The following is a 12165-nucleotide window of genomic DNA, read 5'->3' on the forward strand; positions in this document are numbered from 1 at the left end:
ACAAGCCCCCGTACCTATAGGCGCGCCAACCACACTGCGCAAAAACCACCGCCCCACCCAGCCAATTGCGCAACGCCAAACAACCAGCCCAACCCACGCATCCTCCGGCGCCGGACACCCGGTTTCGCGTAGACCACACCCACCGAACAGACCCACCGCTCAGCACAACTGAGCAACACCAGGCCACAACCAAGATCATTAAGCAGCCACGTCAGCTACGCCACACCAGTACGACACGCTCCTGCCCGACCAGCACGACCTGCTCGCCCGCATCGGAATCACCGCGGACCAAGCTCGCAGTGCCGCCGCCCGGCCCGCCGAAAACGAGGCCGACTTCGCCACCGCCCTGGGCTACGCACGCTCCTACCACGCCATCCACGGCACCCTCACCGCCGCAGTCGACACCGTCCACGACGGCTTCCAGCTCGGGCGGTGGCTGCGCCGGCAACGACAGCACGCCCGCGACCACGCCGACCGCGGCACACCTCCATCCGCCCGGACGAAAGCCCTGTCGGCAACCGATCCCTGGTGGTGCCCGCCCTGGAACCTGGTGTGGCAGCGCACCTGGCAGCACATCCACGACCAGATCAAGGCCGGCCACCAACTCGACGCCGACCACCACTTCCGCAGCTTCGCCCCCGCCCAGCGCACCTGGCTACGCGTGCAGCGCACCCGCTACGACGACCTGCACCGCGGCCAGCAGCGCCTCCTGGCCGACATCGGCCTCACCCGCGAAACCGCTCGCACCCGGCCCCTCACCCCCTACGCCGAGACCGCCCTCGCCCACGCCCGCGCCGCCACCCACCACACCCTGGCCGTGGCCTACTCCACCGTCCACGACGGCTTCCCCCTCGGCCGCTGGCTCAACGACCAACGCCAACAGGCCCGACGCGAGGCCACTCCCAGCGCCCGCCACCAGGCACTGACCGCGATCGACCCGTGGTGGAACCCGCCCTGGGACCTGGCCTGGCAGCGCGCCTGCACCCGCGCCCGCACCACACAAACCCGCCCCCACGGGGTACCGGCCGACGTACGAACCTGGATCAGAGCACAACACGCCGCCTGGCCACCTACGCCCCCAACAGCAACCACTCCTCACCGAACTCGGCGTCACCCCCCAGCTCAGAAACCGCCGGCCACCGCCGCAAAACCAGCCGCGTCTACCCCACAAGCCCAGGCCTCGCCCACGCCCGCACCTACGCCGCCCTGAACGGTCACCTCTCCTGCAGCAAAGACACCCGCCACGACGGCTTCGCCCTGGGCGACTGGCTCGTACAAACACGCCGCAGAGCCCGGCAAGAAGGCCTCTCCCCCACCACCAGCCAAGTCCTTGAGACCCTCGACCCCTGGTGGAACCCACCCTGGCCCAGCATCTGGCAACGCACCTACCAACAAGCCAAGTTGCACCACCACACCGGCCAAGGCCACTCCCCCGCCCTCCAACGGTGGGCCGAGCGGCAACGCACCCGCTGGACCACCCTCCACCCCACCCAGCGAGAGCTCCTCACCACCATCGGCATCCGCTCCCGATAGGACCGAACACCACCACTTGTCAGACCTATGCGGGACAATTCCGCCATGGGCGAATCCCTCGCGACACAGTTCCTCAGCGCGGACCTCGAAACGGCCTGCCCTGCCTGCGGATACCTGATGTGGGTCCGCTATTCGGAGGTCGTCGCCCAGACCGCCGTGACCTGCCCCTGCTGCTACGCCCAGATCTGGCTGGTCGACAAGACCGGAAGCGCACAGAACGCGGGCGACGCCGTCCAGCAGCAGATCACACAAGCCCTGAAAGGCCTCTTCCGGTGAAGTACCAGCAACGCCTCCAGGTCGCCGTACGCGAACGCCTGCGCAAACTCATGACCGCGCCCTTCTCCAGCGCCGGCCACGAAGTCCACCTCGCCGTCACCTGGATCAACAGCCAACCAGCCCTCAAAGGCCTCCTCGAGGAAGCCGCCCGCACCGAGCCGAACATGGACCGGGAACGTTTCCGCACTGGACTGACACGCAGGGGGCAGTTCGTCTGGCCCAGCCGGACCGAAGACGGACGAGCCGTACTCATCTGGGGCCTGATGCAGCACATTGCTGAGCAGGAAGCGGACAATCCCGAGATCGGGTGGCAGACCGCTATCGGCTACAGCATCAGCGGGCGCCCCCAAGACAGTTGGCGGGAGTTCACCGAAGACATCCTCCAGCCTCTCTTCGGCTACCTCAGCGAACGCGTCGGGGCCGAGAGCAGCATCCTGCACGCTCTCGAGCGCTACCGAACCCGCATCGAATGGTTCGACCGCGAAGAGCTCTACACCCGCTTCGAAGCCGACCGCGCCAACGGCGAAGAGGTCTACAACCTCGACCTGCAGCGCTTCCTCTTCCTCGAAGGGGACCACGTCACCCACGCCAAGCCCCGCTCAGCCTCCGGCGAAGCCGACCTCATCGGAGAACTCGACAGCCGCGACCCCCTCGTCTGCGACGGCAAGATCTTCGACGGGAGCAGCCGCGGCAAGGGCTACCTCGTCAAAGGCGTGCACCAGATCATCAAGTACGCCCACGACTACGGACAGCACACCGCCTACCTCATCATCTACAACATCACCGACAAGCTCCTCGAACTGCCCACCGACGGCACCCCCGGAGCCTGGCCCCCTACACCGAAATCTCCGGCGTCCGCGTCTACTTCATCCACGTCCGAGTCCTGCCACCCACCACGACCGCCAGCAAAGCCGGCAAAGCCACCCGCGTCACCCTCACCCACGACGACCGCACCAACCCGGACGCCGCCTGACGTCCAATCCAGCAGGTACGTTCAGCAGAATCCATGCCTCAGCCACTTCAACAGGGAGCACCGTGAACAGCCGGGACCGCATCCCGTACTTCCGCTGGCAGCGCCACTTACCGCGCCTCATACAGGACCGGAGCGCAGGCCTGATGATGGCCGCGGCGGCGGTCATCGCCCTCTCGTTCAGCGTCATCGGCGGTCTCGCTGAGCTGTCCAGCCCATCTCCAGATCCGTGCCAGCGGGCCCGCGACATCGCCGACGAAGCCCGCCCCGCCGACGGAAAAGTCGACTCCGGCCCCGAGCGCGAGCAAGCCATCCAACCAGCAGGCGACTGGCTTGACGCCGCGACCGAATGCCAACACCGCGGCGGCGACCCCGGACCCGGATTCTAGCCGCCACACCGCAATACCAGAGGCAAGGCCTCAGGCCCCCTGACGCCACCGACACCTCAAGTAGCGACCCAGGAAAACTGCACTGCACCCGATCAACCTGCGCACACCACATACACGCAGGCAGAAACCACCACCGCGCTCAGCCCCACCCTCCGAGCGTCCCGGCCACCACGAAGACGACTCACAAAACTGAGAAATCCCTGCTCGTAGCCACAGCAACAGTCAGAAAGACTGGGCGACGACAGCACAAGGCGCGCACATCTCAATCAGCAGCCAGGGCGCCCCGGAGACCCGGACGGCCACTCCTTCGGAGCCACAACTGGCAAGACCCGATCAGCCACATCCGGCCCTCCCGGGCCGCCTAACAACTTACGGAGATCCGATGACGCAGAGCCGACGTGACCACTTCACCGATCCGCCCCCGCGCCGTCTCGGGGCGCTGGCCATCGTGCGCAATTCAGCCGGCGCGGTGCTGATGACCCAGAAGGCGAAGGCCGATCTCAAGAGCGAGGAGCGTAACGGGCTCTAACGAAAGTTGTTGATCATGTGACTGTCGGCGGGTCTGTTCGTTGTTCTCTGCGTGGGGAAGAGACAGTCGCGGCCGTGGATCGTCTCGGATGAACTGTGGTCGCTGATCGAGCCGTTGTTGCCCGAGCCGGGGCCGAAGCAGGTTGAGGGCCGGCCAAGAGTGCCGGACCGGCAGGCTCTGTGCGGGATCTTGTTCGTGCTGCATACCGGCATCCAGTGGGAGTATCTGCCCCAGGAGTTGGGCTTCGGCTCGGGCATGACGTGCTGGCGGCGCCTGGCCGCCTGGAACGAGGCCGGCGTCTGGGACAAGTTGCACGCGGTGCTGCTGAAGAAGCTGCGGTCGAAGAACCAGCTGGACTGGTCGAGGGCGGTGATCGACTCCTCCCACGTCCGGGCCGCCCGCCGGTGCCCAAAAGCGGTCCCAGCCCGGTCGACCGCGCACGGCCGGGCAGCAAGCACCATGTCCTCACCGACGGACAGGGCATCCCGCTCGCGGTGTCCCTGACCGGCGGGAACCGCAACGACGTCACTCAACTCCTGCCCTTGCTCGACAAGGTGCCGGCTGTCGCCGGGGCTGTCGGCAGGCCGCGCCGACGGCCCGACATGCTCTTCGCCGACCGCGGCTACGACCACGACAAATACCGGCGCCTCCTGCGCGAGCGCGGCATCCGGCCGGCGATCGCCGAACGGGGACAACCGCACGGCACCGGCCTGGGCACCTTCCGCTGGGTCGTCGAACGCACCAACGCCTGGCTCCACGGCTTCCGCCGACTCCGCATCCGATGGGAGCGACGCGACGACATCCACGAAGCCTTCCTCGGCCTCGCCGTCTGCCTGATCACCCACCGCCACGTCCAACGCCTTTGTTAGGAGTTCTAAGAGAGCATCTGATCAGTGTTCACGCGGATGCGAGTGGGATGTCCGTTTCGATTCGCCAGGTTGGTGTGGATTCTCCGGTCAGTTCGCGGGACATTTTGTTAGCCGTGGCCCAGTGGATCATCGTCCGGGATCTCTGCGGGAGGGCTTCGTAGTCCCGGGCCAGGCGGCGGTGCTGCATCAGCCAGCCGAAGGTTCGCTCGATCACCCACCGTTTCGGCAGCGGCTCGAACCCCTTCGCCCGCGGCCGCTGAACCACCTCGACATCAATGCCCAGACCGGCGCCGTGGTTGAAGATGCTGTTCTGGTAACCGCCGTCGGCCCAGACCTTGGACACGCTGGGATGTGCCGCGGCCAGGTCGTCGAGCAGGAGCTTGCCGCCGGTGGTGTCGTGCACGTTCGCGGCGGTGACCAGGACGGCCAGCACCAGACCGAGCGTGTCCGTGATCAGGTGCCGCTTGCGACCTTTGATCTTCTTGCCGGCGTCGATGCCCTGGCTGGTCTCGGCGACATTTGCCGAGGTCTTCACGCTCTGCGCGTCCACCACGGCCGCGGTGGGCTCCGCTCGGCGGCCGTGGAATCGGCGGGTCTTGTCGCGTAACAGGTCGTGGATCTGCTGGGTGGTGCCGTCGGCTTCCCACTTCGCGAAGTAGTCGTAGACGGTCTTGTACGGCGGGAAGTCGTGCGGCAGGTACTCCCACGGGATGCCGGTGCGGTTGACATAAAGGATCGCGTTCACGATCTCCCGCAGATCGTGCACCCGAGCTGCCGTTCCAGGTCCGGTCCGTCTCGCCCGCCAGGCGGTGAAGACCGGTTCGATCAAGGCCCAGCGGGCGTCGGACACGTCACTGCGGTACGGACGACGAGCACTCACGCCTCGTCCAACGACCGCCAACAGCACCAGTCACAAAACTATCCCAGAACACCAACTACCTAGATCAGATGCCCTCTAAGGCGTGCGCCCGTCGTTCCAAGACTCTGCACCGCACTGACCGCTTCAGGTGACACGAAAGACCGGCCAGCCGATCTCGGTGCGCCACGCAGCGGGATCGCTTGTGTCACGGGGGCCGACAACGTAGACCTCCCGCACCGGGCCGGCCACCGACATCGCGTTCTCCACCACCCAGGTCCCGAGTTCGCCGTACGTGACTCGATGCCGTCGTGCTCGCCGACGTGGGTGGTGACGGCCAGTTCGGCGGCCGGCAGAATCGTGGGGTGTACGCGTCCGGTGCGAGGTGGCGCAGCGGTCGGCAGGTAGACGACCGCGTGACCTCGCTCGTGCTCGAAAAGGGCGTTGTCGTAGCTGCCGCCCGGCGGTCCGGTCACGGCGGCGCCGACGGCCGCCTCCAATTCGGCCATCGCGCCTGCGTACCAGGTCGCGATATCGCGATGCTCGACTACGGCCTCCACCGCCGCGACCGTCCGGGCGGGCTCCGCGCGCAGCTCGACGTCGATCGGCGCGGGGTCGGGCCGGAGCAGGCGGCGCAGCGACACGACCGCGGCCCGGTTGCGGTCGAGCGCGTCCTCGAGGCGTTGCAGGTGGTCCGCGACCAGGGCCGCCCGGACGCCGGGGTCGGGGGTCCGCAGGATCCGCTGCACATCGCTCAGGGGGACGTCGAGCTCGCGGAGCCGGTGGATGACCTGCGCGGTCGGGATTTGGTCGACGCCGTAGTAGCGGTAACCGGTGGTCTCGTCCACCACGGCAGGTTCCAGCAAGGCCGCCTCGTGATACCGGCGCAGGGTCCGCACGCTCAAGTGGGTCAGCCGCGAGAACTCCCCGATGGTCAGCATCCCCTCATTCTGAACGCTCCCCCTGGGGGAGAGTCCACGGCTTGAACCTCCCGCGCCGTGAAGTCACACGGTGGGCTCATGACACAGCACACCGATCTCCCGTCTGATCTGCTCCCGACCACCGTGCGCGAGTTCTTCGCCGCCCACGTCGTCCGCGACGCCGACACCGCCTCGTCGTTCCTTGCCGAGGATGCGGTCGTCGTCGACCAGGGCGAGACCTTCCGCGGCCGAGAGGAGGCTCACGCGTTCCTGCGGGACGCCGGGTCCGAGTTCGAGTACACGAGCGAGCAGATCGGCGCTCGCCGAGTCGATGACACCCACTGGGTGGTAACCGTGCGGCTCGAGGGCACCTTCCCGGGGGGCGTCGCCGAGCTCGACTACCGGTTCGCGCTGCGGGACGACCTCGTCGCCGAACTCGTCATCGCCAACCACCCAGCCTGACCGAACCCGCGCTACCTTGATCTTCAGTGGAGAGAAAAATGTCTAGTTCAGATCGCGATCGTCTCGACGGTCGCCGGGCGCTGGTCACGGGCGGTTCGAAGGGCTCGGGCAAGGCCGTCGTAGAGAGACTGCGAGAGATGGGTGCCGACGTGTACGTGACGGCACGAACGATGCCCGACGGGTACGAGCACACTGACCGATTCATCGAAGCGGACCTGTTGACGATAGAAGGCACCAACGCCGTGGCCGCTCGAATCGCAGAGGCCGGCGCACTCGACATCCTGGTGCACGTCGTCGGAGGGGCGTCGACGCCGTCTGGTGGATTCGCGGTCATCACCGATGACCAGTGGCTCACCGAGCTGAACCTCAACCTCCTGGGAGCCGTGCGGCTGGATCGAGCTCTTCTCCCGGCAATGATCGGGTCTGGGTCGGGCGTGGTGCTGCACTTCACCTCAATCCAGCGTGAGCTGCCCCAGTACGACGCGTCCTTGGCTTACGCAGCAGCGAAGGCCGCGCTGCGCACATACAGCAAGGGACTTGCCAATGAGCTCGCGCCGCGCGGCGTACGGGTCAACGCAATCAGCCCCGGCGGAATCGAGACCGAAGCCTACGAAAGATTCGTGGACCGGATCGCCGAGGGCAACGGACTCACACGTGAAGCAGCCAAGCAGACCATCTACGACTCCCTCGGAGGAGTACCCCTGGGACGATTCGCGAACACCGAGGAAATCGCGGACGTGGTCGGGTTCCTGGTCTCAGACCGCGCCTCGGCAATCGTAGGAGCTGAGTACGTGATCGACGGCGGCACCGTCCCGACCGTCTGAGCCAGGCACCGGCTCCGAGTAGCCACTCGCGAACGGCTCGATCCGACGGCGGAACCCTCCCCTTCACAAGGAGAACTCTCAGACGCTGGTCGGCAACACAGAGAAGCGCGTCGACGACGCCGTCGTCGCGCTTCCGGCGCTCGCCTGGTCGTCGAGATCGCGCCACGCGGCTCCAGACCGGCTGAGCGTCACCAGTTTGCGTGTGCGCGCTCGGGTTGACCCACCAGATGGCGGGCCGCATCGGGCCGCGTGACATGTATCGATGACCCGTGAGCTGGGGCAGGCAGACACCCAGTTGACTACCGCAGGGAGAACACATGACCACGCACATCACGGACCGGTCATCCGCCCAACCGGTCGTACCGCCCCCGCCCTTCGACCTGGAGCTCGCTCCCGTCATCCAGGTCCTGACCAGCCTGCGTTCCCCCGACGCGTACCGTTTGGACAACATCGTTGAGAGGGTTGGACCGCGACGCTGCCCGCGACGCGTTCTGGCGACTGCGCCTCACCCAGCCGCAGATCACCCGGGCCTGTGCCGACCGCGGTTAAGCCGGCGATCATCGAGGCCGGCGGTCGCACCTCAGTACATGAGAATCAATCACCAAAGCGTGCAACCGTATGAACCTCACATATGTCTCATACTGTGACAACCTGTCCCCGACGTCTCATAAGGGGGCGTCATGTACACCCGCCATCGCCTCATGGCCATCACCGCGAGCGCACTCCTGCTGGCCGGCACCGCGGCGTCGGCCTCTGCCGCCGCCACGTCCCCGGCACCGTCCACGAGTCTGGTCGTCAACGCCAGGATCGCCGGTCACTGCTCCTTCGACCGGGTCGTCATCGATGTGAAGGGCAAGCTCCCGCCGACCACCGTCACGCGTGTCAAGGAACTCCGCTACGACAGCTCGGGGAAGAAGGTCCCGCTGGCCGGGAAGCACTTCCTGGAGATCAAGCTCTCCCCAGCCGCAGCCCACAACAACGCGGGCAGGAACGTCTACAAAGGCCCGCGTCTGATCAAGCTGAGTCTGCCGAAACTCAAGGGCTTCGCACTGACCGGCGACTTCGAGGGCGTCGTCACCTTCGGGGCCGCGTTCGGCAGCAAGCCCTCCTACACGACGAAGCAACTGCACCGCCCCGAGCGGTTCGTCCTCGACATCGCCCACCACAACACCTGCCGTTCCTCACACTGAGGTGCCTTGACGGATCCCGGTGTCGCACACCGCCTCGCACGAGGGCGGCACCGGCAAAGACCATCCGCGACTTGGAGCGCAACTACGTCAGGGATTCACCGGGAGGGGCGTCGTGGCGGGAGCGTGCGCGGTCGCGCCCGGCCTCGGCTCGGGAGTCGCGTCGACAGGCGAGGTCGTCTCGTCTCTGCTGCATCCGCCCGGCGCGGCCAGATCGCCTCCGGCAGCAGCACGTGCGTGACCTGGCAGCTTGAACACCTAGAGCGGCGAGGACGCACGAACAAACGGGCCCCGAGATCACCGCATACCTCCCGCGGCCGGCCGTGCCCCCAGGGCGCGAGGGCCCCCTTGCACGATGGGCACTTCAACTTGCCTTCCCGCAACTGCTGTTCGACCAGCAGCACCTCGGTGTCCACGATCAGTACCGTCGGCCAGATCCGTGACCATCTCGCCAGCCGGATCCGCCGAGACATGGGCAAAGGCCCCCGAGCGGTGGCCACCGTGATCTTCTCTCAGAGCGTGAAGGCAGCCGAGACCGTCTCCAGGGCCACCCGCGGCTACGACGCAGGCAAGAAAATCAACGGACGCAAGCGCCACCTGGTCGTCGACACCCGCGGCCTGCCCCTCATGGTCATGGTCACCCCCGCCGACTTGCACGATGCCGCCGCTGCGAAAGAGATCCTCTTCCGCCTCCGCCTGATGCCCCCGAGATCACCATCGTCTGGGCCGACTCCGCTTACGCCGGCAAGCTCGTCGACTGGGCAAAGCAGACGACTACCAACTACTACAGGGCCAGCCGGGCTGGTCCCCGGACGAACGAGCGGCCCACACCGCGGCCAGCGCCTTCCCAGGCGGCAGAGTTCGCAGCGCTTCGCGGCCCACGCGGGCAGACCATGGCACGCTTCCACTCGGAGCGATGACGCACCAGCCGGGAGAGACCCATGACCACGACCCGCAACGTGTACGTGCCCGAAGGCACCTTCGGCGTCCTCGACGCCGGGGAAATCCCTGTCCAGACGGCGGACTGGAGCAACGGACTCGCCGTCCCCATGTCCCAGGGTGCCCTCATCGTCACGGGGATCCACACCGGTGTGATCCGGTCAGCTGCGATCGCTCTGGCCGGTCCACCGGCCGCGTCGGTGGATGCCTCCTGGGAGGAGATCGTGGAAGTCAGTGTGCACGCCCCCACGGGCCTCCTCCGGGTCGAGTCCCTCGAGCAGGGCCCGGTCGAGGAACTCGAACCCCTCAGTCCGGCGGGACCGGGCTGGTACCGGCTGCGCGTTCACGCGCGAGGCCGCAACGTCCTTCCGGACAAGGTCAGTGCCGAGCCGGTGGAGGACTACCTCCTGGTGACATGGCCGGCGCCGCAGTCCGATGCAGACATCATCCGCAGCAGCGACCGCATCGACCACGCCGTCGCTCACGCGCCCAGCATGCCTGCGCCGCAGCAGCCCGCCCCTACACGTAGCGCAGAGCAGGAAGCCCTGCGCCGACGGTTGCTACGGGGGTAGGCCGTTTCCTCTCAACAGAGCGGGTCGGCAAGCCGGGCTTCGAGGTCGGCGATGCGTCGGTCCTGGAAGCGGAGGTTGGAGCGGGTGGCCTTGAGCCGTTCGTCGAAGGTGCGGTTGTCGGCGGTCAATTGGCGGACTCGTTGCTTGAGGGTGGTGTTCTCGGTGGTGATCCGCTGGATGGCCTCCTCGGTCCATTCGGCTTCCAAGTCCCGGATCTGACCGAGGAGTTCGCCGATGTGGTTGCGCTGGGTGAGGATCTCGGCGTTGGCGGCCTTGAGGGCGTCCTCGGCGTTCAGCGCCCGTTCGCCTCGCGTTCGTCGTCCTGCTCGACGAGGATCCCCGACCGCCGTTCGCCGACATACGTCGTCGCTGCGGCGACCGCAGCTCTGGCCTCGACGTTGTCGTAGAGGAAGGTGCGTGAGACGTCCGCTCGGCGTGCGACGGCGGCGACACTGATCTGGGCTTTCTCGCGTCGGAGCCGGGCGATGGCCTGGTGAACGCGATCAACGGCGGCTTCGGTCTTGCGGCGGCGGGCGACCAGGGCCGACGCGGTGCGGGGTTCGGGAATGGTGGCGGTGTTCATGCGGCTCTACCTTCTTCCTGGGTCTGCCCCAGCCATTCGTAGGGTTGTGGCACCCAGGGGAGCTGGGTGTGGCTTTCATGCGGTTGCCGAACGTGGCTTACGAAGCTTGGCCGCCTGGCTCCCCACGGCGACTCGGCCGCCGATTGGGAACTGCGAACAGGTCGCTGTGTAGAGCAATGCCGGCGAGGTCGTCTGTGGTACGCACTGCACGCACGACGAGCTGGAGCACGATGAGCCGGATATGGGGGGGGACCGACTGCGGCAAGACCCACCATCACTTCCTGGTCCTGGATGACCAGGGCTACACGCTGCTGTCGCGGTGGGTAGCCAATGACGTGAGTTCGGAGACCACCCACGCACTCGGGAATGTCCATCGGAAGTGACACCACTTGGGTGTGCGTCGCCCGCCGCGCCGGTGACTCACAGGTCGAACCTCGTGTCTGCCCGAGCGTGGAAATCAGATGACCGGGACTGCTTTCGTCTTCGACAATGACGCATGCTGATTGACCACTGGCCCCTGGTGGGACTGCGTCTGAGTACCCAGCGCCTGGAGTTGCGACTGCCCAGCGAGGATGAGCTTGCCGAGTTGGGTGAGCTTGCGGCAGAAGGCATCCACGAACCGGACCGCATGCCCTTCATCGTGCCGTGGACCGACCTGCCTCCAGCGGACCGGGCGCGCTCGGTGGTGCAGCACCACTGGTTGCGCAGGGGGAACTGGTCACCTGAGAACTGGGCCCTGAACCTCGTTGTCTTTGAAAATGACCAGGTCGTCGGCCTGCAGACCATCGCGGCCCGGGATTTTGCCATGCTGCGGGAGGTGAGCACTGCCTCCTGGCTCGGGGCACGGTTCCAGCGGCAAGGGATCGGTACGGAGATGCGTGCCGCAGTGCTGCACCTCGCCTTCGACGGCCTGAACGCGCTCGATGCGATGTCGGGTGCCTTCGAGGACAACGCCTCCTCGTTCACCGTATCCATGAAACACGGTTACGAACTCGACGGGGTCGAGCGGCATGTGGTGCGTGGCCAACCTGCGATTATGCGGCGGCTGAGACTGACGCGAGCCCGCTGGGAGATGCACCAGCATGTCCCGGTGTCGATCGTCGGGCTGCCTCCCTGTCTGCCGATGTTCGGCCTTTCGGACGACAGTCGCGCAGGCCTCCAGGAGGCGACCTCGTAACCCAGCTGCACGACCCCGACAGGCACCAGCTTCTTTCCACTCGCCATGGACGGCGAGGTCGCAGCTCAACTGCCGGCGT

At 66.7% G+C, this 12165-nt stretch carries 17 protein-coding genes and 1 pseudogene; 12 read left to right on the plus strand and 6 right to left on the minus strand.

The window, feature by feature from the left end; all coding sequences use genetic code 11:
• Positions 1 to 211 precede the first annotated feature (211 nt).
• A complete protein-coding gene (locus ACIBJB_RS05675; protein WP_398928451.1) occupies positions 212 to 469 on the minus strand; it encodes a hypothetical protein in 258 nt (85 codons plus the stop codon).
• Here ACIBJB_RS05675 and ACIBJB_RS05680 point away from each other — a divergent pair.
• From ACIBJB_RS05680 to ACIBJB_RS05705, 6 genes are all read left to right on the plus strand, one after another.
• Positions 374 to 1210 (plus strand): helicase associated domain-containing protein, encoded by an 837-nt coding sequence (locus ACIBJB_RS05680; RefSeq protein ID WP_398928373.1) that lies wholly within the window; start codon positions 374 to 376, stop codon positions 1208 to 1210. The genes ACIBJB_RS05675 and ACIBJB_RS05680 overlap by 96 nt on opposite strands.
• Positions 1207 to 1533, plus strand: coding sequence for a helicase associated domain-containing protein (locus tag ACIBJB_RS05685; RefSeq protein WP_398928375.1), 327 nt, complete (start codon positions 1207 to 1209; stop codon positions 1531 to 1533). The genes ACIBJB_RS05680 and ACIBJB_RS05685 overlap by 4 nt, the downstream gene beginning before the upstream one ends.
• A gap of 45 nt (positions 1534 to 1578) precedes the next feature.
• Positions 1579 to 1809 (plus strand): hypothetical protein, encoded by a 231-nt coding sequence (locus tag ACIBJB_RS05690; protein ID WP_398926872.1) that lies wholly within the window; start codon positions 1579 to 1581, stop codon positions 1807 to 1809.
• Positions 1806 to 2984, plus strand: a complete 1179-nt coding sequence (locus tag ACIBJB_RS05695; RefSeq protein WP_398926874.1) for a hypothetical protein — start codon at positions 1806 to 1808, stop codon at positions 2982 to 2984. Before ACIBJB_RS05690 ends, ACIBJB_RS05695 begins: the two co-directional genes overlap by 4 nt.
• A 566-nt stretch (positions 2985 to 3550) precedes the next feature.
• A complete protein-coding gene (locus ACIBJB_RS05700) occupies positions 3551 to 3697 on the plus strand; it encodes a hypothetical protein (protein WP_398926876.1) in 147 nt (48 codons plus the stop codon).
• A gap of 51 nt (positions 3698 to 3748) precedes the next feature.
• Positions 3749 to 4566 (plus strand): IS5 family transposase gene (locus ACIBJB_RS05705; RefSeq protein WP_398926878.1). Its coding sequence is split into 2 segments (ribosomal slippage): positions 3749 to 4112 and positions 4112 to 4566, totalling 819 coding nucleotides; the frame shifts between segments, so codons are not numbered across the junction.
• 28 nt (positions 4567 to 4594) lie between these two features.
• On the opposite strand, the gene ACIBJB_RS05710 is transcribed toward ACIBJB_RS05705, so the two are convergent.
• Positions 4595 to 5446 carry an IS5 family transposase gene (locus tag ACIBJB_RS05710; protein ID WP_398926880.1) on the minus strand — a complete coding sequence of 284 codons (852 nt, stop codon included), beginning with the start codon at positions 5444 to 5446 and terminating at the stop codon, positions 4595 to 4597.
• Positions 5447 to 5505: 59 nt separating this feature from the next.
• On the minus strand, positions 5506 to 6363 hold the full coding sequence (locus ACIBJB_RS05715) for a MerR family transcriptional regulator (protein WP_398926881.1): 858 nt from the start codon (positions 6361 to 6363) through the stop codon (positions 5506 to 5508).
• A 78-nt stretch (positions 6364 to 6441) separates the two neighbouring features.
• On the opposite strand from ACIBJB_RS05715, the gene ACIBJB_RS05720 reads away from it, so the two are divergent.
• The 3 genes from ACIBJB_RS05720 to ACIBJB_RS05730 all read left to right on the plus strand — a co-directional run bounded on the left by ACIBJB_RS05720 (position 6442) and on the right by ACIBJB_RS05730 (position 8818).
• Entirely contained in the window at positions 6442 to 6804 is a 363-nt protein-coding gene (locus tag ACIBJB_RS05720) for a nuclear transport factor 2 family protein (RefSeq protein WP_398926883.1), read from the plus strand.
• 38 nt (positions 6805 to 6842) lie between these two features.
• Positions 6843 to 7628 (plus strand): SDR family oxidoreductase, encoded by a 786-nt coding sequence (locus tag ACIBJB_RS05725; RefSeq protein ID WP_398926885.1) that lies wholly within the window; start codon positions 6843 to 6845, stop codon positions 7626 to 7628.
• A 680-nt stretch (positions 7629 to 8308) separates the two neighbouring features.
• Entirely contained in the window at positions 8309 to 8818 is a 510-nt protein-coding gene (locus ACIBJB_RS05730; protein ID WP_398926887.1) for a hypothetical protein, read from the plus strand.
• A gap of 95 nt (positions 8819 to 8913) precedes the next feature.
• On the opposite strand, the gene ACIBJB_RS05735 is transcribed toward ACIBJB_RS05730, so the two are convergent.
• Positions 8914 to 9288, minus strand: coding sequence for a DUF6431 domain-containing protein (locus tag ACIBJB_RS05735; RefSeq protein ID WP_398926888.1), 375 nt, complete (start codon positions 9286 to 9288; stop codon positions 8914 to 8916).
• Between ACIBJB_RS05735 and ACIBJB_RS05740 the strand changes: the two are divergent.
• Both ACIBJB_RS05740 and ACIBJB_RS05745 read left to right on the plus strand, forming a co-directional pair.
• Positions 9245 to 9585: pseudogene (locus ACIBJB_RS05740) on the plus strand (transposase); the annotation flags it as partial. The gene ACIBJB_RS05735 and the pseudogene ACIBJB_RS05740 sit on opposite strands and share 44 nt — an antisense overlap.
• 171 nt (positions 9586 to 9756) lie before the next feature.
• A complete protein-coding gene (locus ACIBJB_RS05745) occupies positions 9757 to 10326 on the plus strand; it encodes a hypothetical protein (RefSeq protein WP_398926890.1) in 570 nt (189 codons plus the stop codon).
• Positions 10327 to 10337: 11 nt separating this feature from the next.
• Here the strand turns inward: ACIBJB_RS05745 and ACIBJB_RS05750 are convergent, their stop codons facing one another.
• Together ACIBJB_RS05750 and ACIBJB_RS05755 are read right to left on the minus strand one after the other, a co-directional pair.
• Positions 10338 to 10532: a hypothetical protein gene (locus ACIBJB_RS05750; RefSeq protein WP_398926892.1), complete on the minus strand. Its 195-nt coding sequence runs from the start codon at positions 10530 to 10532 to the stop codon at positions 10338 to 10340.
• A gap of 86 nt (positions 10533 to 10618) precedes the next feature.
• Positions 10619 to 10909: a DUF6262 family protein gene (locus ACIBJB_RS05755; RefSeq protein ID WP_398926894.1), complete on the minus strand. Its 291-nt coding sequence runs from the start codon at positions 10907 to 10909 to the stop codon at positions 10619 to 10621.
• A gap of 496 nt (positions 10910 to 11405) precedes the next feature.
• Between ACIBJB_RS05755 and ACIBJB_RS05760 the strand changes: the two genes are divergently transcribed.
• Positions 11406 to 12086 (plus strand): GNAT family N-acetyltransferase, encoded by a 681-nt coding sequence (locus ACIBJB_RS05760; RefSeq protein ID WP_398926896.1) that lies wholly within the window; start codon positions 11406 to 11408, stop codon positions 12084 to 12086.
• The last annotated feature ends 79 nt before the right edge of the window (positions 12087 to 12165 follow it).

Source organism: Streptomyces sp. NPDC050759, assembly GCF_044456945.1.
Classification (GTDB): domain Bacteria; phylum Actinomycetota; class Actinomycetes; order Streptomycetales; family Streptomycetaceae; genus Streptomyces.